The 22,750-nt window shown below is 37.3% G+C and carries 19 protein-coding genes and 1 pseudogene; 5 read left to right on the top strand and 15 right to left on the bottom strand.

Annotated elements, in window-relative coordinates; translation table 11 throughout:
• Nucleotides 1-626: 626 nt before the first annotated feature.
• Nucleotides 627-1,583 carry an L-threonine 3-dehydrogenase gene (locus tag B371_RS0112710; protein ID WP_019414703.1) on the bottom strand — a complete coding sequence of 319 codons (957 nt, stop codon included), beginning with the start codon at nt 1,581-1,583 and terminating at the stop codon, nt 627-629.
• 242 nt (nt 1,584-1,825) lie between these two features.
• Here B371_RS0112710 and B371_RS0112705 point away from each other — a divergent pair, with 242 nt between their 5' ends.
• Nucleotides 1,826-2,446: a hypothetical protein gene (locus tag B371_RS0112705; RefSeq protein WP_019414702.1), complete on the top strand. Its 621-nt coding sequence runs from the start codon at nt 1,826-1,828 to the stop codon at nt 2,444-2,446.
• Between the two features lie 762 nt (nt 2,447-3,208).
• Here B371_RS0112705 and B371_RS21800 read toward each other — a convergent pair.
• The 10 genes and pseudogenes from B371_RS21800 to B371_RS0112650 form a co-directional block, all read right to left on the bottom strand.
• Nucleotides 3,209-3,808, bottom strand: a pseudogene (locus B371_RS21800) (DNA alkylation repair protein); the annotation flags it as partial.
• Between the two features lie 170 nt (nt 3,809-3,978).
• Nucleotides 3,979-5,169 carry a glycine C-acetyltransferase gene (locus B371_RS0112695; RefSeq protein WP_019414700.1) on the bottom strand — a complete coding sequence of 397 codons (1,191 nt, stop codon included), beginning with the start codon at nt 5,167-5,169 and terminating at the stop codon, nt 3,979-3,981.
• A 150-nt stretch (nt 5,170-5,319) separates the two neighbouring features.
• The gene (locus tag B371_RS0112690) at nt 5,320-6,405 is read right to left on the bottom strand and encodes a hypothetical protein (protein ID WP_019414699.1); all 1,086 of its coding nucleotides are present in this window, start codon (nt 6,403-6,405) and stop codon (nt 5,320-5,322) included.
• A gap of 65 nt (nt 6,406-6,470) precedes the next feature.
• A complete protein-coding gene (locus tag B371_RS0112685; protein WP_019414698.1) occupies nt 6,471-7,088 on the bottom strand; it encodes a YitT family protein in 618 nt (205 codons plus the stop codon).
• A 128-nt stretch (nt 7,089-7,216) separates the two neighbouring features.
• On the bottom strand, nt 7,217-7,708 hold the full coding sequence (ybaK, locus tag B371_RS0112680) for a Cys-tRNA(Pro) deacylase (protein WP_019414697.1): 492 nt from the start codon (nt 7,706-7,708) through the stop codon (nt 7,217-7,219).
• 136 nt (nt 7,709-7,844) lie between these two features.
• Nucleotides 7,845-10,016: a DNA topoisomerase III gene (locus B371_RS0112675; protein WP_019414696.1), complete on the bottom strand. Its 2,172-nt coding sequence runs from the start codon at nt 10,014-10,016 to the stop codon at nt 7,845-7,847.
• A gap of 243 nt (nt 10,017-10,259) precedes the next feature.
• The gene (locus tag B371_RS23800) at nt 10,260-10,403 is read right to left on the bottom strand and encodes a hypothetical protein (protein ID WP_019414695.1); all 144 of its coding nucleotides are present in this window, start codon (nt 10,401-10,403) and stop codon (nt 10,260-10,262) included.
• A gap of 180 nt (nt 10,404-10,583) precedes the next feature.
• Nucleotides 10,584-10,733 (bottom strand): hypothetical protein, encoded by a 150-nt coding sequence (locus B371_RS23795; RefSeq protein ID WP_019414694.1) that lies wholly within the window; start codon nt 10,731-10,733, stop codon nt 10,584-10,586.
• A 272-nt stretch (nt 10,734-11,005) separates the two neighbouring features.
• A complete protein-coding gene (locus tag B371_RS0112655) occupies nt 11,006-11,560 on the bottom strand; it encodes an NADPH-dependent FMN reductase (RefSeq protein WP_019414692.1) in 555 nt (184 codons plus the stop codon).
• A 159-nt stretch (nt 11,561-11,719) separates the two neighbouring features.
• Nucleotides 11,720-12,388 carry a hypothetical protein gene (locus B371_RS0112650; RefSeq protein ID WP_019414691.1) on the bottom strand — a complete coding sequence of 223 codons (669 nt, stop codon included), beginning with the start codon at nt 12,386-12,388 and terminating at the stop codon, nt 11,720-11,722.
• Nucleotides 12,389-12,514: 126 nt separating this feature from the next.
• Between B371_RS0112650 and B371_RS0112645 the strand changes: the two genes are divergently transcribed.
• The 3 genes from B371_RS0112645 (at nt 12,515) to B371_RS0112635 (ending at nt 15,492) form a co-directional block, all read left to right on the top strand.
• Nucleotides 12,515-13,537 (top strand): hypothetical protein, encoded by a 1,023-nt coding sequence (locus tag B371_RS0112645; protein WP_019414690.1) that lies wholly within the window; start codon nt 12,515-12,517, stop codon nt 13,535-13,537.
• Between the two features lie 88 nt (nt 13,538-13,625).
• Nucleotides 13,626-13,808: an SE1832 family protein gene (locus tag B371_RS0112640; protein ID WP_019414689.1), complete on the top strand. Its 183-nt coding sequence runs from the start codon at nt 13,626-13,628 to the stop codon at nt 13,806-13,808.
• A gap of 109 nt (nt 13,809-13,917) precedes the next feature.
• Entirely contained in the window at nt 13,918-15,492 is a 1,575-nt protein-coding gene (locus tag B371_RS0112635) for an ABC-F family ATP-binding cassette domain-containing protein (RefSeq protein ID WP_019414688.1), read from the top strand.
• Nucleotides 15,493-16,007: 515 nt separating this feature from the next.
• Here the strand turns inward: B371_RS0112635 and B371_RS0112630 are convergent.
• From B371_RS0112630 to B371_RS0112620, 4 genes are all read right to left on the bottom strand, one after another.
• Nucleotides 16,008-17,465, bottom strand: a complete 1,458-nt coding sequence (locus tag B371_RS0112630; RefSeq protein ID WP_019414687.1) for a phospholipase D family protein — start codon at nt 17,463-17,465, stop codon at nt 16,008-16,010.
• Between the two features lie 1,424 nt (nt 17,466-18,889).
• Nucleotides 18,890-19,435: an RNA polymerase sigma factor gene (locus B371_RS0112625; RefSeq protein WP_019414685.1), complete on the bottom strand. Its 546-nt coding sequence runs from the start codon at nt 19,433-19,435 to the stop codon at nt 18,890-18,892.
• Nucleotides 19,404-19,568, bottom strand: a complete 165-nt coding sequence (locus B371_RS23545) for a hypothetical protein (RefSeq protein WP_157185202.1) — start codon at nt 19,566-19,568, stop codon at nt 19,404-19,406. Before B371_RS23545 ends, B371_RS0112625 begins: the two co-directional genes overlap by 32 nt.
• Before the next feature lie 147 nt (nt 19,569-19,715).
• A complete protein-coding gene (locus tag B371_RS0112620; RefSeq protein ID WP_019414684.1) occupies nt 19,716-20,972 on the bottom strand; it encodes a hemolysin family protein in 1,257 nt (418 codons plus the stop codon).
• A 364-nt stretch (nt 20,973-21,336) separates the two neighbouring features.
• Here B371_RS0112620 and B371_RS0112615 point away from each other — a divergent pair, with 364 nt between their 5' ends.
• Nucleotides 21,337-22,734, top strand: a complete 1,398-nt coding sequence (locus B371_RS0112615) for a dipeptidase (RefSeq protein ID WP_019414683.1) — start codon at nt 21,337-21,339, stop codon at nt 22,732-22,734.
• Nucleotides 22,735-22,750: the final 16 nt, after the last annotated feature.

Raw genomic sequence — 22,750 nt, 5'->3', positions numbered from 1 at the left:
GGGTCTCGTCTGTCTCGCTGTTTCCGCAGGAGTCGCCGCCTTCCACTGCAATCATTCTCCTTTTAAAAATCAAAAAATCAATAAAAACACATATAAAAAGTCGTCATATTTTATAATATTCTGATAGGACTTCTACTGAGAGAAAGCTTGCACTTCTAAAATAGGAAATCACGACTCACAATAATGGGTTAACGAGAATCAATTAAAGAAATTCTGATTTATCTTGTAAGTCTCCATATACTAAAAACACTATGAATAAAGGGTTTTTGGTACTCTATAGATATACTTTCTATCTTGTAAGAAAAACCAGGCAAAGTCCGCCCGGTCCTTTTAAGATAGCCCTCTATTTGAATCTAGTGATTTCCTTTACAACGTACTGTCATGTTTCGAAGCTAGCGTAGCGATGCAGAAACAGGCGGACGCTTTCCGCGGAGAGAGTTACACCAAAGAAATTCCATTTTAGCTTGTTAGTCTCCATATACTAAATCACCATGAACACTGGGTTCTTGGCATTCTGAATTTATATATTTGAAAATAAAAAAATGACGAATCCTTAATTAGGAGTCGTCATTTTTTACTATATAAAATTCAGGAAGAACCATTCAAGTATTCTCTAGAAACGTATTTTAATCATTCTTATTAAGTTTTAATGAAAGTTTCTCTAACATATCTTTGGTCATGGTGTCTAAATCGTATTGTGCCTTGAAATCCCACTCGTCTTTTGCAGCGCTTGCATCTATTGCATTGGGCCAGCTGTCCGCTATTGCTTGGCGAATTGGATCGACATCATATGACAACTCAAAATTTGGAATGTGTTTACGAATTGATACGGCAATTTGTTCGGGTTCAAAGCTCATCGCAGTAACATTAAATGCATTTCTGTGTATAAGTTTTGATCCGTCAGCTTCCATTAGATCTACAATTGCTTGCAATGCATCTGGCATATACATCATATCCATATAGGTTCCTTGCTTAATGTAAGATGTATACTTTCCTTGTTCTAACGCTTTGTAATAAATATCTACCGCATAATCCGTTGTTCCCCCACCTGGAGGAGTGTCATACGAAATGAGACCAGGAAAACGGACACCACGTGTATCTACACCAAACTTTTCGAAATAGTAATCACATAACAATTCCCCCGCCACTTTGTTAACACCATACATCGTTGTTGGACGTTGCAACGTATCTTGTGGGGTATTTTGTTTCGGTGTTGATGGACCAAACGCACCAATTGAACTAGGAGAAAATAATTGAAGACCTAAATCGCGTGACGTTTCTAATGCATTAACCAAGCCACCCATATTTAAATTCCAAGCAAGCAAAGGTTTTGCTTCAGCAGTAGCGGAAAGTAGTGCGGCCATATGAATCATCGTATCTGCGCCGAAATCTTTTGCAAGTGTATACATACGGTCTGCTTCTAGTACATCAAGTAATTCAAATGGTCCGCTGTTCACAACAGTTGACTCTGTTTTTCGAATATCTGTTGCTAAAACATTATTTGATCCATATATTTCTCTTAATTTCACAGTTAATTCTGACCCGATCTGACCTAAAGCACCGGTTATCATGATTTTTTTCAATTGAAACAGCTCCTTTTCACCAATACAATTGTACTCCCCAGAAATACATATTTATTATTAAACACATTGATTTAACTGGTTTTGACTCAGACTAATTATAATGTGTTCCTTGTAAAAGCACAATATATAAAATATGTTTCTGCTTTTTTGATTTTACAATTTGTGAATAGTAATTTCTAAAAACCCTATCAATTTGAATAACTCTTTTGGTATACTGAAATGAAAAAAGGACTAATGTACCTATGAATTATTTTCGTTTAAGTATTACTTTTATATTAGGATTTCTTCTAACGCTATTTTTGTTTTTCTTACAATTTCCATTTTGGATCGTGATTTCAACCACTTTCATCTTTTTCTTAGCTTTTGTAATACTCCCTAGAATATTCACTGTTTACCGTTCAAATAATTTGAAAGCCATTGGAAAGTTTCTTGAAATGAATAAGAAGAAACCTATATTTGCTTATCCACTTGCATTGGCGCACGGGAAAGATGCTGAAGTGGAAGAAAGTTTACGAGCCATATTAGAAAAACATAAGCAGCCATACATGCAAAATGTCTATAAAACAATTTTAGCTTTGCACCTTAATAAGATTGATATAGCACATACATATTCACTAAAAATTGATAGCGATCCATTAAAATCATATTATGCTGCTTTCGTGGCTGCGAAACAGGGGAACTTTGAAGAAGCTGCTAGTCATGAAGAAAACATTAACGTGGAATGGATGATTCACTCCTTACACGCTCTGTATGCGAGTGAAAAAGGCCTTCAAAATGACTTTGAAAGCTTTTCAAAAAAAGCCATTGACGAATCACGAGGCGTCCAAAAATATCTCTTATTTCATTCCTTTAAAAAAATGTAAGAAGATTAACTAACCACGCATGCATTTAGCGTGGTTTTTTAATTGTTTAATAAGGAGATTATTGGTTAGTTGCAACCAATTCAAGAAAGTTGCAACGTATTTTGATTCAGTCGTTAAAATCGCTCATATAATTGGTCAGTTACCTCATTTGAAGAGATAGTTGATCTATTAGTCATGAAAACCTCTCCCATTGATGAATTAATTGATGGGATTACTCGCAATAATTAGGAGGTTATTGGTTAGTTGCAACGAAACTTGAAAAGTTGCAACCAAATCAAGAAAGTTGCAACCAAACTTGAAAAGTTGCAACGAACTCCGAAAAGTTGCAACGTATAATGATTCAATCATTAAAATCACTCATTATAATTGGGCAGTTGTACCATTTGAAGAGAAAGTTGATCTATTAGTCATGAAAATCTGTCCTATTGATGGACTCACTCGCAATAATTAGGAGGTAATTGGTCAGTTGCAACGAAATCCGAAAAGTTGCAACGTATTATGATTCAGTCGTTAAAATCGCTCACTACACTTGGTCAGTTGCCCTATTTGAAGAGAATGTTGATCTATAAGTCATGAAAATCCCTCCCATTGATGGAATCACTCGCAATAATTAGGATATAATTGGTCAGTTTCCCAGTTTGAAGAGAAAGTACTAGCCATTATTTATAAAAGTACTCATATTCGAAATTTAGACAACACTTCACCAAACAGTAAAACCTCGACGCATCATTTCGCGTCGAGGTCTTATAGGCTTTTAAGATTTTAACATCTAACGGTCTTTTTCTTTTTCGGTTCACCGCGAGATAGAACTTTTTCAATGTAATCGTAGGCAATCGGCACTTTACATGCGGTTCCGTCCATATCGACATGTACTTTGCCGATGTCTTTAGCTATGCGTTGTGCATCTTCACGTAGTTCTGGTATGTATGCACCAACACCTATTACAAATGAGTTCATATTATAACGTACTCTGTTAGGTGCATCGTGAATACTCGTATGCACTTGTTCTAGCAATTCAGCAATTTCATTTAATTCCAACTCTTTAGCTCCCAAATACATCACATAATTCGCATATGTACTCCAACCAGCACAAGCAATCAATTCTTCATCAGATTGCATCCATTCACGTGCTAACTCAAGAGCATATTGACTTTCTGATGCTACCCACGCTACAGTACACTCTGCCAACAGGTACCAATACGCTGACTGCAATTGTTCTTTTGTCATTAACTTAGGATCAACTGCTAATCCGGCTAAGTACATCGCATCCGATACACCAGAATCATACAACTTTAAAGCCAACTCTTGATCTTTTTTCACATGTTTTAAGATTTTTTTCATATCGGCAACTTTAACTCCATAAAATAAGCCAGTCGCCTCGTGATTCGTAAATGTTTTTTACGTTTGCTTAGTTCCTACTTCTTCTAAATATCTCATAACCTCTTCAAATGTCATTAGCCCACACCCCTTTATATAGAAAAATACAGCATGTACCCACAAAGGTCCATGCTGTTGTCATTATCTAAAACGTATCACTTAATAATGCCGAGTTCTTTGCCCACTTTTTCATATATGGCAATGGCTTTATCTAATGTTTCTTTGCTATGTGCAGCTGTTGGCATATTACGCACACGTCCCGCCCCTTTTGATACTGTAGGGAAGACGATTGATTTTGCATATACCCCTTCTTCGAACAAAGCCCTAGAAAATTGTTGGGTTAACTTTTCATCCCCAATAATACAAGGCGTGATTGGCGTTTCTGATGCACCAATGTCAAACCCTATTTTCTTCAATCCAGCTTTCAAGTAATCTCCATTTTCCCAAAGCTTGTCGTGAAGCTCTGTTGAGTCGATAATCATTTGAAGAGCAGCCGTTGTTGCTGCAACATCACCAGGTGGCACAGCTGTTGAAAATAAAAACGGACGTGAGCGAACTTTTAACCAATCGATTAAAGATTGAGTACCCGCAACATATCCACCTACAACGCCAACTGCTTTAGATAATGTGCCCATTTGGAAATCAACTTCTTTTTCTAAACCGAAATGTTTAACGGTCCCCTTGCCTTTACCTGTAACACCCGATCCATGTGCATCATCTACATATGTAATCAAGTCAAATTCTTTTGCAATCTTAACGATTTCAGGTAACTTTGCAATGTCGCCATCCATCGAGAACACGCCGTCTGTGATTACCATCACTTTGTTGTATAGACCAGACTCTTGTGCTTCTTTTGCTTTTGCACGTAAATCTTCCATATCTGAATGCTTAAATGCAATGATTTTTGCTTTTGATAAACGGCAACCATCAATAATAGAAGCGTGGTTGAGTTGATCAGACAGTATTGCATCATTTTTATCCATAACTGCAGAAATGGCAGCCATATTGCAATTAAATCCTGATTGGAAAGAAATTGCCGCCTCTGTTCCTTTGAACTCAGCAAGTTTTTCTTCTAATATCACATGCAAATCAAGTGTTCCGTTAATCGAACGAACAGCTCCTGCTCCAACACCATACTTATCTATTGCTTCTTTTGCAACTCGCTTAAGTTCATCATTGGTTGCTAGACCTAAATAGTTATTTGAGGATAAATTAATTAACTCTTTGCCTCGAATTTGAATTTTCTCACTGTTCGGGCCTTCAACTGGATCTACTTCATTGTATAAGCCTTGATCGCGTAATTCTTGTAAGTTTTCTGTTAAAAAAGTATCTAATACGTTTGACATAATCATCTTCCTCTCATACTAACTTATATGCCACATCCATCGAGCTGGCAATATACTGCTGTTTTTATTCTTTTCCATTTTAACATAAGTCATACATAGATAGACAAAAGAGCGAGCTCAATTTGAGACCGCTCTAACCTTGGATTTAAATTAATGAATATATGAATTATCAATCTCTTGAAATAGATAATCCTCTATTTCTTGCCATTTATACGTATTAATACATGTATCTAGAGTTTCCCTTATTGTTTCATCATCCGTTGCATATACTTGTAAATACTCAGTGGCTTGTAAGATTTCTTCTTTGTAAAGTGGAATAATGCCATCTACTATAAGCTGGTCCGCTTCATTCAATTCTCGGAATTTCTTCACATCGTAAACTTCATCACCTAAGCGTTCAGGCACATATTCATGTGGACTTGTGCTATCAAAAAGAATCGTTTGGAGCTCAGGTAACCACACATAATCAATGCTGTTACTGTCAAGCCCACACCAACCCCACTGGGTGTTGAGTCCTACACTCTCTGCTTTCTCGGCAAAGCGTTTCATTAATGTAGACTTTCCACTTCCGGGGTACCCCTTAATGAATATACGTTTTTTGATATCTTTCGATAGTGAAACAAAGTAATCTTTAGCACCTTCCGTTGTTAAAGATCCAATTATTCGATGGGTTCTTTGTGGTACCTTATTAAACTTTAGTGTGGTGAATGTTTCATTGAACAGAGCTTCTGCTTGAGCATCAAAACCGCCCCAATTCATGCCATTAATATATGGAACTTCCCATTCGTCATGGATTGTTTTTGCTTGGGCTAATCTCTTGAATGCTTTAGCTAACCACTGTTCGCTATGCAATGTTTTTTCACGTAAGAATTCTCCATGATTACGTAAATTTTCTTGATTATAAGCCTCATAAAACGACACAACATGATGCGAACTTCCGTAATATTTGGGTTCGAACGATACCGGATGGGAAGCTTGAATAAATAAAGTGCGATTCCCTTTTACATATGTTGCCTCAATAATATCTGAGTGTAAAGGATCATAGAACCACTCAATATCGTAACCTCTTTTTACATAATGATAACCAACTTGTCTAAAAAGATCTGATAGTTTAAATGTCGGCGGGGATTTAATGAAGTACACCTTTCGAGCTTCCTTAATTAAATCAGTGTAGATATTTTTTTCCCCTTGCCCTGTATACGCTCGTCCAAATTGATTCGTTATAGTTCCGTTCATTTACTCATCCCTTCCATTGTGTAGACTGACTCTACTATATGAAAGTACAAGTAAAAACATGTATGTTACTCAGGTAATTCACTTAATTTCAAAATCCAATTCCGAAAATATATAAGTGTATAGTGCACAAGATAACCAAGAGTCAATGCAATAATGACTGTTCCAACTCCTAATGGACCACCAAGAATCCAACCAATAATCCCTACAACAATTTCAAGCAAGGTCCGAACTTTTTTAACAGTCCAACCTGTTTTTTCTACAAGGATAAGCATGAGAGTATCACGTGGGCCCGCCCCCATATTTGCTGCAATATACATCCCTACTCCTACTCCCATAATTGCTACTCCGACAATAAATAATATTGTTTGTAATACAGGATTAGAAACAGCTGGTAATAGCCATAAAAATATATCGATAAATACGCCTACAAGTATCATGTTTAGCCATGTACCAATAAGTGGCCACTGTTTTAAGTATAATGAAGTACATAATACTAAAACTAAACCTGACACAATTGCCCAAATACCTATAGTTAAACCAAAATTAATAAACAAGCCGACATGCAACACATCCCAGGGACCTATACCAAGCAACGCACCTCTAATTGTTAACGAAATACCGAATGCAAATATCACCAGTCCGAGGAAAAAAAATAACCATCGTATGTAAATAATTTTTCTCATGAGGGCACCTCTTTTATAATAAAATACTCATATATTCGTATATTCTAAAAAACCACTCATGCTGGACATGAATGGTTTTAATTTATTCTATAAGTATAACAGTTAGATATTTTTTAGGTATTGAAATTTTATTGTTGAGTTACTTGGGCAAAAACCGCATTAGTACATGTTAATAAATCTATAGGTTTTAAATGAATCTGCATCCCTACTTTTCCTGCACTAACAATCATGGCATCAAGTTCTTTAGCGGATTCATCGATAACTGTCGGGTATAATTTTTTCATACCAAGAGGCGAGCAACCTCCACGAATATAGCCAGTAAGTCCAAGCAAATCTTTCACAGAGAGCATTTCAATTTTCTTTTCTCCTACTGTCTTAGCAGCAGCTTTTAGATTCAATTCTAGTGCAACTGGCACTAAGAAAACGAATACTTTTCCAGGACCTGCAGTTGCAACTAGGGTTTTAAACACTTTCTCAACTGGTTGCGCTATTTTTATTGCAACCGATATCCCATCGATTTTCCCGTCATCTACTGTATACTCAAACAACTGATAATCTACTTTTTGTTGATCAAGCAAACGAATTGCATTCGTTTTTGCTGGTTTTAATGGCTTAGCCATAGAGATTTCCTCTTTTCACTAGGAAAATGTGAAGCGCATGTTGGAAGCATGAAATGATACATGTTGTATCCCTTCCTTCCCATGGGTACTTTTAGCTAGAGCTTAAAACTAGACAGGGTGAGTGTTTAAAGTAACCTTATTCCTTATTCAACAATTTTTTCATCGCTTCAGCCATTGCGGTATTCTTGGGTTCATCTTGTTGTTTCAAGAAACTTTGAACGTCTTTTTTATTAGCTTTTCCGCCGCCTGAAGTTTCACGGCGTTTTTCAAAGGCGGACAGTTTTTCACGATGACCACATGAGCAGACAAAAATTTTGCCATCTCCCTCTCCTCGCATTTCCAATTTCTTATGGCAGACTGGACAACGTGCATTGGTTTGCATGGATACTGATTTTTTGTAGCCGCATTCACGGTCTTGGCACACAAGCATTTTCCCACGCTTACCTTTGACTTCAAGCAAATTCTTCCCACAAGTTGGGCATGTTTTTCCTGTTATATTGTCATGCTTAAACTTAAGGTCGCTTTGTTTAATTTGAGTAACGACTTTTTTCGAAAACAAGACCATGTCTTTCATAAATTGCTCTTTTTTCAAAGTACCTTTGGCAATTTTAGTTAAGCGTTGCTCCCACTCTCCTGTTAATGATGGGGACTTTAAATCGTCAGGTACCAATTCTAATAGTTGTCTTCCTTTTGATGTTAAATTAATGTCTTTTCCTTTTTTCTCCATAACAAAACTATTAAATAACTTTTCGATAATATCTGCACGTGTTGCGACTGTACCTAATCCACCCGTTTCCACTGCAGTTTGAATAATGTCTTTTGATTCTCCAGTCATAAATGATGAAGGATTTTCCATTGCAGCTAGTAATGTGCCTTCATTGAAACGTGCTGGAGGTTTTGTTTCGCCTTGTGTCATGGTAACGGCACGTATTTCAATTACTTCGCCTTTTTCTACAGGTGGCAATGTGCTTTCTGAGTCTTTTGCTTTATCTTGTTGATAGACACTCTTCCACCCTTCATCGCGAACAGTTTTTCCTTTTGCTGTGAAATTTTCTCCACTCACTTCAAACGTAATGACAGTTTGATCATAGGCATGTGGTGGTAAGAACACTGCTAAAAACCGTTTGACTATCATGTCGTACAATTTCCGCTCTTTGTCTGATAGGTCTTGCATATTCGGAGCTTCTTCAGTTGGAATAATTGCATGATGATCACTGACACGCGCATCATCGATTACTCCTTTTTGAGGCTGGACATTGCTTGAGCGCAAAATGCTGTTTGTCGCTGCTCGATATGGTTGTAAATCAACAGCCTTAACACGATCTATTAACGTCGACTTCATATCACTGGTTAAATGCTTCGAGTCAGTACGCGGATAGGTTACAATTTTATGGCGTTCATAAAGACCTTGCAATGTAGACAAGGTTTCTTTCGCCGACCAACCAAACAATCGATGACCTTCTTTTTGAAGTTCCGTCAAATCAAATAATGGAGGTGCTGGCTGTTTTTTAGGCGTCGTTTGAATTGAAACAACCTTACCTTTTTTAATACCATCTAATTTATGAAGAACTTGCTCTACTTGTTCTTTATTGAAATTATTTGTTTGGTTGTTTGAACCAAATGACCACGTATAAGTTGTGTCTTTCGTTATCGCTTGTAAACCGAAATATGACTTTGACTTAAAATCACGAATCTGATTTTCACGTGTTGCAATCATCGCAAGAGTCGGAGTTTGTACACGTCCTGTAGATAATTGCGCATTATATTTCACAGTCAGTGCGCGTGTTGCGTTGATACCTACTACCCAGTCAGCTTCCGCTCGTGCAACTGCAGCTTCATATAAATGTTCATACAAACGTCCGTCTTTTAGTTCACGGAATCCTTTTTGAATTGCTTTGTCGGTAACGGACGATATCCACAATCTCTTGACAGGTTTACGGCTTTTCGCTTTTTCTAATATCCAACGAGCGACAAGCTCTCCTTCTCGACCTGCATCTGTTGCGATAATGATTTCATTAACATCAGTTCTATTTAGTTGTGCTTTTACTGCGTTAAATTGTTTCATCGTTTGTTTAATAGGCACAAGTTTGAATGGTTGTGGTAATATCGGCAAGTCCTCAAGTTTCCATTCTTTGAAGCTGTTATCGTATTGTTCTGGATCAGCATGAGTGACTAAGTGACCTAGTGCCCATGTAACAATGTATTGGGAGCCTTCTAAAAAGCCATTCCCTTTTTTATGGCATCCAAGGACACGAGCAATATCGCGTGCTACGGATGGTTTTTCTGCAAGTACTAGTGATTTAGACAAATTATACGCCCCTCTTCTATAAGTTCATTATAACGGATATTGGAACTTTTCTAAATTGAATCGCTAGAATCCATTAGAAAACAACGGAAAGAGCATCATAAACGCTTGTTCTTTATAAGCTTCTGTGGCATTCAAGTATTTTACTTCAATTGTTTACTTTTTAATTCACAGGACGTTTTTCAGTTACTTTGAGTATTAGGTTGCCTTAGATGATTCACCATATATTCTGAGCATAAGGCAGGATTAGATGGTTTCCAATATTTTATCTATTCCAACTTGGAGCGCGATTTTTCCAACTTGGAGTCCAAAAATTCCAACTTGGCTGCTCATTTTTCCAACTTGGACTTCGAATTTTCCAACTGAGCAACGGCTCACCCAGATTTCCATTTAAAAAAACCCAAACGTTCTCAGTTTAGGAGGTAATTTACGCTTAGTTTTTGTAGGAACCTTATAAAACATGTGAAAACACACTACATTCTTTCCGAAAACCTTCCCAAACCCAAAAGCTTGTTTGGTGGCACGGCTAGCCTTTGCCACTTTCCTGTTCGTGACACATTCTTAGGCGGTTTACAATATTATTACTTTCCATATATTCTCTTTTCCAACTTGGAGCGCGATTTTTCCAACTTGGAGTCCAAAAATTCCAACTTGGCTGCTCATTTTTCCAACTTGGACTTCGTATTTTCCAACTGAGCATCTGCTCACCCAGATTTCCATTAAAAAAAACCCAAACGTTCTCAGTTTAGGAGGTAATTTACGCTTATTTTGTAGAAAACTTATAAAACATGTGAAAACACACTACAATCTTTCCCGGAAACCTACCCAAACCAAATAGCTAGTTTGGTGGCATGGCTAGCCTTTGCCACTTTCCTGTTCGTGACACATTCTTAGGCGGTTCTCTTTATTAGTTTTCGCTATTCCAACTTGGCGTTCAAAAAACAAAAAGGCCCCCTCGCGAAATCGCGAAGAGACCTATTTGCTTTATACTCTTAATTTTTCTCTTTTAATAATTCCTTGCCTCGTGCAGCGTATTGTATAAACACACGAGCGAGTTCATGCAAGCGTTCATGTACATCTTCATCGATGATTTCGTTATTTTCTCCAAAGTGACTTGAATGCGTGTACACGTAATTTGGGGTAACAAGACATCTAAAGTAATTCAGAATTGGTTTTAGTTGATTTTCTACTACTAGATAATGTTGATTGGTACCGCCATTGGCAACAATGGATACTGGTTTATATCTCATCGTGCGTGGGTGCAATAAATCAAAAGCATTTTTCAAAACACCTGGAATTGAACCTTGAAAAATTGGTGTTGCTAATATATAGCCATCCGCTAGTTCAAACTGACTAACAAGACGACGCATATCTTCGTTATAGTCCTCAAGTGGTCTGCCATCAACAAATTGATGGTCAAAATCGGCGAGTTTCATAATTTCAAGATCTAATTCTCCATCTAATTGTTCAATATACACTTTTACTTGTTCGAGAATAACTCCTGTTTTAGAGCCAATAATAGTCCCGTCTATAAGCAAAATTTTCATGTTCATCCTCCTTCAAGCACTTACGTATTCTTATTGTATCAAAAAGACAAGCATTGCCCTATGCACGTGTCTTGAAATTTTAAAAGTTCATTCTTTAGACTGAGACAATTTGATTATATCTCACTTAAATCAAGAATACAGAGGTTTGCATCTTACACTTTAGGTAATTTGTTTTACTTGTGCGATCGCTTCAGATTCATATATCGCTATAGTTCTTGAAGGAGTTTCTAGTGCTTTTTGCATCATTGCAAATGCGACCTGCTTTGCTTCAATTGCTCTGTATTTTTTTAATGGTCCTACGAAAACAGGAGATAAAAATTTCATCATCTTCTCCGCAAGTCGTTCGCCCAAACGAAATTCTTGTCTTTTTCCTATTAATAAAGATGGTCTAAATATAGATACATGTGGTAGGGAAAGTGTTGATACTTGCTCCTCCATCATTCCCTTAACTCGATTGTAATACACAGCGGATTTTGGATTCGCGCCCATCGCTGAAATAACCAACATATGATTTACACCTTGTAATTGTGCACTTTTCCCCATTTGAACGGGTGCTATTAAATCAACTTGCTCAAATGCTTCTTTTGATCCAGCCTTCTTTATTGTCGAGCCTAAACAACAAAAGAAATCTTGAGCCCCTTCAAAATCCTCGTTCGTAACTTGATCTAAATTTCTTGTTTTTATTTCTAACTTATCGTGACTATAAGGAAATACACTACGGACAATAATCGTTACTTTTTCGTAAGCCTCATTTTCACATAACATCTTTACGAGGTGCGCGCCTGTAAGACCCGATGCTCCTGCAATAATCGCTGTTCTCTTCTCCATGAAATCACTCCATTTTCAAAATCTGGTAGTTTGAGTTTAACATAATGTTGAGTGAATTCTTTATATTTATTCATATGGAGTCACTATTTCCCATACGTTAAATAGAAGATGAAAGGTGGGAATAAAATGAGTAACCAAATTCAACAAAAGACCATTTTATTTATAATCGGACGTGCTGGCTATCCTGTAACGAGATGTATTCACATTGCAAAACTGCTAGCCTCTCATCATATTTTATTTGCAGCTCCTGAAAAGCAACCTGTGGTTCTTGAAACGCTGAATCAAAGGGGTTTTTCTCCTCTCTCATATGCTCGTAATGCGGAGTTAAAGAATTTACTAGAGGAGCATGAGCCCGATGTAGTCATTTCAGATGGCTATGATACAGATATTGACGAAGGCAGACTAATCTCTTCTCTAGTACCAATTACCCTACATTTTGATGACTTTGGCGAGGGAGGAAAAACGGCAACACGTGTTTTCCAATCACTTTATCGTGAGGATCGTGAGACAGTTCAGTCGCATTATGTCGTGGGAACATTAGGATTTGTCATACCCGAAGAATTAGAGCCTTATATAAATACAGGATTAAAACAAGTTTCCACACTTCCTCTTCCACACGTCGTCGTAACATTTGCGGATGAAGATGCGGATAATTTATCTTACCGAACGCTACGTCATTTGTTACATTTACAAGTCCCACTCGCGATAACTGTTGTTCTTCATTCGAGTTATAACCATAGTCGGGATGATTTAAAACTAATGGCGTTAGGACGTAAGCAAGCTCGTATTGTTGAATGTGACGATCCAATTCAACTTATTAGTGAATCGGATTTGGTTATTTGTGACGCAAGTTTTACTCCTTACTTTGTTGCAGTAATAGGCAAGCCTTGCATTGTAATCGCTGAAGATGAAAAAGAAGCACAGCATGCATTTCCCAAAGAAGCAAATGGATTTATATATTTAGGACTTGGTCGTAAACTTAAACAATCACATTTACAAAATGCCGTAATGGAAACAATTCTACATCCACATCGGAGTGTACGTGCGACTAAAAGACAATTAGCATTAAAACTATCATCTAACAATTTGAATATGCAACGATTTCTAGAAAAAATCATCCATGAAGAAGCAAGAGAAATTACCAGATAACCTCATCTTGTGATATAATGTAGAATGTATGAATTTTGATTGAAAGAATATACTTTTTAATACTTCGAAAAAGAGGAGTTTCTCTTACATGACTTCACAACAAATTCAAGCGGAAATTGCCGAATTGAAAATGGATTATATACGTTTGCAAGGCGACATGGAAAAGTTAGAGTCCACTGGACACCCCACCATGATTGAAAAAGCTGAGCAACGTTTAGGAAATATGGAAATACAACTCGCAGAATTAAACAAAAAACTCGCGGCGCTGTAATATGCCCGCGAGTTTTCTTTGTACTAATAGTTTTAGATAACAGTATGCGAAAAACAAATCTTAGACCATTAATGGCGAAAGATTTGTTTTTCTAATGGAGGAATGAATCATGGCACTATTAACTGTAGAAAATTTAGGTCATACATTTGGAGACCGTACACTATTTAAAGACGTATCATTCCGTTTAATCGAAGGAGAACATGTTGGATTAGTTGGTGCCAACGGGGTTGGTAAATCAACTTTAATGAGCATTATAACGGGTGAAGTCATCTATGATTCTGGTCGAGTAGAGTGGCTCCCGGGTACTCATTACGGATACTTGGATCAACATACACAATTAGAACCCGGAAGATCGATGCGTGATACATTGCGTGATGCGTTCTTGCCTCTTTACACAAAAGAAGCAGAAATGAATGATATTACTGGCAAAATGGGCGAAGCAACACCTGAAGAACTAGAAGAGTTACTTGAGCAAATGGCTGATATTCAAGATGCGTTAGATGCTGGTGATTTTTATACACTTGATATGAAAGTCGAAGAAATAGCACGTGGTCTTGGTTTAGATGCAATTGGATTAGACCGTGAAGTTTCGGCACTTTCAGGTGGGCAACGCACGAAAGTCTTGCTAGCAAAGTTACTACTTGAAAAACCAAAAGTATTGTTACTTGATGAGCCTACCAACTATTTAGATGAAGAACATATTGGTTGGTTAACGAACTATTTGAAAAATTATCCTCACGCGTTTCTGCTCATTTCACATGATACGGAATTTATGAATGGCATTGTAGACGTTATTTTCCAATTGGAGTTTTCAAAACTGTCTCGATTTACTGCATCTTATGAAAAGTTCTTGGAACTAGCAGAAATTAATAAGCGACAACATATTGATGCTTATGAAAAACAAAGAGATTTAATTAAGAAAACAGAAGAATTTATCGCTAAAAATAAAGCCCGCTACTCTACAACAGGACGTGCCAAATCTCGTCAGAAGCAACTTGATCGAATCGAAAGAATTGACCGTCCTGAAACAGCAGCTAAGCCTCAATTTAGTTTTAAAGAGACTCGAAGCCCAAGTCGCTATGTAGTAGAAGCTAAAAATTTGGTCATAGGGTATGACAAGCCTTTATTACCTCCGCTATCCTTCACGATTGAACGCGGCGAAAAGATTGCTCTTGTTGGGATGAACGGTGTTGGTAAATCAACATTACTGAAAACGATGCTAGGCAAAGTTCCTGCACTTGGTGGTAATGTAAGACGTGGTGATTTCTTATCCACAACTTACTTCGAACAGGAAGTAAAAGCTGATAATATAACGCCGATTGAAGAAATTTGGAAAACGTATCCGAGTATGGAACAAGGCCAAGTAAGAGCTGCATTAGCCCGTACTGGTTTAAAAAATGAGCATATCTCACGTCCAATGAAAAGTTTAAGTGGTGGCGAACAAGCAAAAGTGCGTCTATGTAAACTTATGATGGAAGAAAGTAACTGGATGCTTTTTGATGAGCCAACAAACCATCTAGACATTCACGCTAAAGAAGAATTAAAGCGTGCCATGACTGAATATAAAGGCACCATTGTGTTAGTCAGCCATGAACCTGAATTTTATGAAGGCTTAGTTACGAAAGTGTGGAACGTAGAAGATTGGTTCCAAACCGGCGTATACGTTGAAGAATCAAAAGAATGATAACTTTGGGGCGCACACAGTTGCGTCCCTTTTTTATTAACGAAAAGAATAAGGCTCAAGTTCGTCTTGAGGGTTTCCGGGTCGCTTAGGGTCGCAATCCAACTGCACCATAATCTCAAGAGTTAAAGGGACGAGCGAAGTTGTCACTTCGCTCGTCCCTTTTTTAATGACAATCCTGCGCGGGTTATCCGTCGCTCTCCTGCAACCTTCACGTACATACTATTTTGAGTTTGGTGGACGATTTTATAAAAAGCATAGCGAACCTCAATATTTCGAGGAAAGAATTGTTTGTATAGCATTAGATGTTATCCTATGCCTATACAGAACAGCATAAGCGCCTTCAAGTTGAAACCAGAGTGAAGAAATCTGGCAATGGTTTTCTGACTGGTTTCTCGCTCCGAATACCAAACGCTGTAGCATAGTAAACATTTAACTCTGTCTATACTGGCAGACTTATTCATTAGATCCGTTCTCTTTACATATTATTTTGGTACTATATGATTGCCCCATTAATGTTAATAGGTCGTTACTTTTATAGCGCTCTGGAATGTATAAATCCACCTCTGCCACCATGTGAAGTCATTTTGAAATTCTTCTATGTCAACTGTATATATGGCATCTTCATTATTCCAAATCCGTTTTAAGTACTCTTCCATTTGCAAGACGAGCTCACTATCATTTGGGGCAATAACACGTAAATTGCTTTCCAGATTATAGTTATCTAGCGTTCGTTCCGTATAGTTCCCAGATCCATTTGATATAATTGTGTGTTCCTTTGTTTGAATCCAAATTGCTTTCGAATGATATTGTCCAATTATTGTATTATACCAACGAACGTTTAACTTTCCTTTTGTATCCTCAACCATTTCTTGAACGACTGGACGATTCGGTAATCCAGATTTTTCTTGACCAAATGAATTTTCGTTTGGATCTAACACCATCTTGACTTCAACACCACGATTAGCTGCGTCGATCAAAGCGTTAACAATATCTCGTTTTGCAATGAAGAACATACCAACCCATACCTTATCGCCTTCGCTGGTGTTAGCCAAATCAACCAGCAAAGCGTCCAAGATCTTTTTCTCTGTTATATATTGAACTTCATATTCCCCTTCTTCCTGTTCCAGTTCAACACGTGGAAGTTCTGGACCTCCAGAGTATAATGAAACTGATTCTTCTGCCTCTAAAATATCATTTATTACTGGACCTGTAACTTTTAATGCAATGTTCCCGTGAAACCCACTCGCATCATGGGGATTTGAAGACATTACCATGGCTTCTTTATCAGTTACAACTGCTTTTCGATGATTTGCTTTTATATTTAATAATGCCATATACGAGGCCATTGTCATTTTAGGCGCCTTACTTGCCATCGCATTTGAAATCCACCCTTCTCCACCTATATCAAACCACTGAAATACCGTTCTATATATACCTGAATACACAGGCGTAGAGTCTCGCAATGCTTCTAAGTCTGTATAAACAATTTCAACTCCGGCTTCTCGCATTATTTTAAACCATTCATTTTCATACGACCCATAACCGCGGTTAATTGGATCCGTAATAAACACTATTGGCATATCGGGATTTGCTTTCTTTTTATTGGCTAATGTTGTAGATAATGTCTCGGCAATCTTAGGGAATTCTACTTCCACATCATAATAGCCATCAAATAAGAAAAAATCGACAACAACGAACTCTTCTGCTTCTTCAATCATCTGATATACACTATCAAATATATTGTTTTCATGAACAACGCTATTACCTTCTCTATCTTGTGCATAGGTCAAATCCGTAATAAATTCAACATTTTCTACTTTATGTAAATCCCCGATGTAAGATATACCCTGGGGTAAAGGTTTAAATGTGTGCCACAAAATTACAGCAATATATATAAGGAAAAGCACCCCTAAAGTTCCTATTATAATACGCTTTCTCTTGCTCCATTCTTTTTTACGTGTCTTAGTAGCCATACATGTTCCCCTTTGTAAACAAATTAGTTGTTTAATAGTTTAGTTGTTTGTTTATTCGCTATTCCCTTGTTTCCTTATTAGCAAACCAAATTAGAATTAGACTATAGTAATTAAATCTACATTCAATAATAAACTAGGATGTCGTCAAGCTCTAATACCGCTGTATCTTCATAAGAAAAACCGGGCAAAATACGCCCGGTCCTTTAAGAATGATAACCATAGAAACCCGTTTATTTCCGCTACGGTGGACGCTTTTCGCGGGCACGGCTTCAGTCTCCTCGTCACTGCGTTCCTGCGGGGCCTTCAGCTCATGCTATTCCCGCAGAAGTCGCCACCTGCACTTCAATCAACTAGTGTGAATTTAACCATCATTGCAATGCATTCTAATCTTAGTGACAATCATTTGAAACGTGAGAGATACAAAGCTAGCAGGAATACTTCTTCTACACTATTTCTAAACTGAATTTCAGTGTTCATGATGCAAACCACTGCATTTTTCTATTATTTAAAGTACCAGTGACTTTCTGCACTCCCTTCTTTTTACGTTGTATTTTCTTTTATGATCAATTCGAAAACATTTACTTGATTGAAGCGGAAGGCGGCGACTCCTACGGGATTAGCGGGACAGGTGAGACCCCGCAGTGGAGTAGTAATGGAACAAAGGCTACGGACGCCACATCATGTGGCAACGCCTTCGTGACCAACTTCCTGTTGGCCTGACGAGGCTCGCCGCACGCCCCGTGGAAAGCGTCCGTCTGGAGCGTAAATCAACGGTATCATACTAGAACCTACTCCTTAAAATAACGGGAATACTGGATTCATGGCTGACTAAATTTATGTTCTTTCTTATCTTGTAAGAAAAAACGGGCAAAGTACGCCCGGTCCTTAAAGCACTTACTAATGATTTGAGTGTTAGTAGAAAGAATCTTCAACTGTATCGATATCGTTTCCGGGTCGCTCTGGACTGCAAACTTACTGCACCATAACCTAAAGAATTAAACAGATGAGCGAAGTGAGACTTCGCTCATCTGTTTTTTACAGGCAATCCTGCGGCGGTTTACTTCCGAAGGACCCTTCAACCAATTAACATATCATAATTTTGATTAGGGTTGATAAGAGAATAGACACTGATTTTATAAAGAGTGGCCGAAGATACTGTTTCGGACTTTTTCTTCCTTTTTCAAGTCGAGTAATTTCTTTAAGGGTTATCGTCATACTTTCAATTACCTACGTAGAAGACACAGTGTTATTCATATTAATGATTCACACAGCATGAAGACTCTTCACATTATTGGTCTAGCGAGAGTATCACCAAAGATAATACATTTAGTCTCCATATACTAAAAACACCATGAACACGGGGTTCATGGCACTATTATATACTTTCTTTTTTAAAAAAATCACAGCCAAAGTGACTGTGAATTTTATGCTGGGATATATTCGATAGCATCTGTATCGGCTATCATCATTTCTTTTAAGCGTTGTTTTGCTCGGAACAGACGAGATTTAACCGTTCCAATTGACACTTTCATTAGTTCGGAAATTTCAATGAGTGAATATTGATGTACATAAAAGTATAATACCGTTGTTTTGTAAATACTATCAAGTTCTGCTATTTTCAGTTGTACCATTTGGGATAAATCATCTTTTTCCAAAATATCTTCCACATTTAATGAATCGCTTGGAATTAAATCAAGTATCGGAACATCTAATTGTTCTGGTTGATTTTGTATATGTTTGCTGCGACGTACCGTTTTACGATAACTATCACGAAACGTGTTCAAACATATCGTCGTCAACCATGATTTTAAATGATCTACATTTTTTAGATAGGATTCGTAGCGTACAATTTTCACCCAAACTTCTTGCATTAAATCTTCTGCTTCTGTTTGATTGCGTGTAAGTTTTAAACATAAATGATATATATAACGATCGTATTCATTGTAAACTTGCTCTATTTGAACGTTCATCTTGAATTTCCTCCGTTCGTTTTCTGCTGTTAACTATATAATGCCAAAAACGAACCTTACGCTCTATCGTATTCACTTTCATATTGCTTACAATTGTGTAAGGAAGAACAATCAATGATGCTAACTTTCCCACTGGGCTCGCCGCCCGCTCCGTGGAAAGCGTCCGCCTGGAACGTAAATCAGCGGTATCATACTAGAACCTACTCCTTAAAATACCGACAATACTCGGTTCATGGCCTTTTATATACTCCAATCTTGTAACAAAAAAAGTGTTGAATGACTATTTGTCATTCAACACTTCTTCATCTTTTTCTTTAATTGTTATGGTTAATCGCATAATACGATTGCGATCCATCTCGTTGACTTCAAAGTAAAGATTCTCATACGTGAACTGCTCGCCGTCTTCTGGCACATGGCCCAGCTGTTGCAGCACAAATCCACCGATTGTATCATGGTCATTTGGTACCTCTACATTAAACATTTCGTTTACTTCTTCAATTTCTAATCTGCCGTGACAAACGAGTTGCTGCTCTGTCATTTCATAAACTAAAATATCTTCATCTTCGTCTGATTCGTCTTCAATTTCTTGACCAATCATTTCTTCTATAATTTCTTCATGCGTTATGATTCCTAGAGTACCACCATATTCATCTAGGACAATCGCCATATGTTTTTTCTTCGTTAGCATTTGTTTAAATACTTTTTCGACGCTTACAGATTGAACGACAAACAACGGATCACGGTCAATTAAATCATGCATCTCCATTGTAGTATCCATTGACCATTCAATCAGTGTTTTGGAATAAAACATTCCTACAATATGATCCATACTTTCCTCATATACTGGATATCGCGTGTAGTAATGTTCCAAAAGAATATCACGTACTTCTTCGTATGTAGAGTTCATGCGTATACCGACTATTTCAGTTCGATGCGTTTCTAGTACGTCTTCAACGTCTTTATGAGGGAAATCTAATACGCCTTTCAGTCGTTCAGACTCCTCTTCTTTAAATGTACCTTCTGTTGAAGCAATATCTACCATTGAACGAAGTTCTGCTTTTGTTAAGGTAGCTTGTTTTATCGTACCTTTAGAAATTATTCGTATGAATATATTCGTAAACATGGCTATTAAAAATGTAATGGGACGAAGAATTTGTACCAGAAATCCAATAATTGGCGCTACGATATAGGAAATTCGACTTGAAAATGTTACAGCAATTGTTTTTGGGAGTACTTCACCAAAAATGATAATGGTTATTGTTAATATTGTCGTAGCAACTGCAATATTCCAATCGTATTTTATTACGATAAATGTTAGAATTATAGGCATTAAAATATTGACAATATTATTTCCTATTAATATTGTCGTTATCATACGGTCCGGCTTCGCGATTAGCATGAGGAGTTTCTGTGACATGCGATCACCTTGCTCAGCACGAAGCTGGACCTTCATCCTATTTACTGCTGTTAATGCTGTTTCACTTCCTGAAAAGAAAAGTGATAAGACTAAACAAATAGCTAAACCTATAAATTCCATTAACCAAGTTTCCTCCTACTATGAGTCAAAAATTCCGCTCTATTTCTAGTATATTTATCATATCATATTACTAATTTCAATGTCCTATATTTGTTCTTATACTGCCTGAGATTTCTTACATAAATTGTAATCTTAACCTTAAGAAATCTAACCCTGTTGCATCTTCCTAAGCTTATAGAACTTTAATATCAATTTATTAGTGCACGAATAAGCGTAAATAATAATCACTACTAGTTCAATAGTCTAGTTAAAGAACCCTAGGATTTTTCCTCCTTGGTCTCCACTTAGAAGGAAGAGTAATCGCAATGTTAATCAATTGTGCTATACTTTTTACTATCAAAATCTTGCGAAAAGAGGAATTTGAATGACCCATTTACAAGCTTTAAATAATTATTTTGAATCAAAACGTGATGAACATTTAGACGAATTAAAACAATTTTTACGCATTCCAAGTATCAGTGCATTAACTGTTCATAAAGAAGATATGAAAACAGCAGCAGAGTGGTTAGCAAGTTCGTTGAAAGATATAGGATTAGAAAACATATCAATTGATGAAACAAAAGGTCTTCCTGTTGTATATGCGGATTGGATGCACGCTGAAGGAAAACCAACTATTTTAGTTTATGGACATTATGACGTTCAACCTGTAGATCCATTAAACTTATGGGATTCAGAACCTTTCGATCCACAAGTACGCGATAATAAATTATTTGCGCGTGGTGCAAGCGACGATAAAGGTCAAGTTTACATGCATATAAAAGCTGTAGAAGCTTTATTACAAACTGAAGGCACATTGCCTGTCAATGTGAAATTCTGTATCGAAGGTGAAGAAGAAATTGGTAGCCCTAACTTACCTGAGTATTTAATGGCAAATACTGATAAACTCAAAGCCGATATTATTGTCATTTCGGACACTGGAATGCAAGGCCCAGGAGAACCAGCTGTATGTTACGGTTTGCGTGGTTTGGCTGGTGTTCAAATTGATATTAAAGGTGCAAAAAGCGATCTTCACTCTGGTTTATATGGTGGCGGAGTTCAAAATGCGATTCACGCATTAGTAGAAGTACTTGATTCCTTCCACGACTCGGAAGGTACGATTCAAGTAGAAGGTTTCTATGACAATGTTATCCCCCTTAAAGATGAAGAACGTACGGCCTATGCTTCACTTAATTTTGATGAAGAGTCATTAAAAAAAGAACTTGGCATAGACGCTTTATTTGGCGAAAAGGGTTATACCTATACAGAGCGCACATGGGCTCGACCAACTTTAGAAATCAATGGAATTTTCGGTGGGTTTTCTGGTGAAGGGATTAAAACAGTGCTTCCTGCTGAAGCGGGCGCTAAAATTACATGTCGCATAGTGCCAAATCAAGATCCTGATGAAATTATTGCAAAATTAAAAGCTCATATCGAAAAAAATAAACCCATCGGTGTTTCAGTAGAAATAACAGAGTTTGACAAAGGGCAACCATTTATCACACCATTTGATCATCCCGCGATACAAGCAGCAGGACGTTCTTATGAAAAAGTATATAATGTACCTACAGCTTTTATTCGCGGTGGCGGTTCAATTCCTATCGTCGCTGCCTTTGATGAAATTTTAGATATCCCTGTTGTGCTTATGGGCTTTGGTTTAGCTTCTGAAAATATTCATGCACCAAATGAACATTTTCATTTAGAAAATTTTGATCAAGGCCTTCGTGTAATTGGAGATTACTATTATGAAATCGCTAAGTTTACTGTTCAAGAATTGAAGAAATAAGAAAAACCGGGCAAAG

Origin of the sequence: Paenisporosarcina sp. TG20 (assembly GCF_000286315.1) — a bacterium.
Taxonomy (GTDB): Bacteria; Bacillota; Bacilli; order Bacillales_A; family Planococcaceae; genus Paenisporosarcina.
This window is presented reverse-complemented; position numbering and strand designations above follow the sequence as displayed.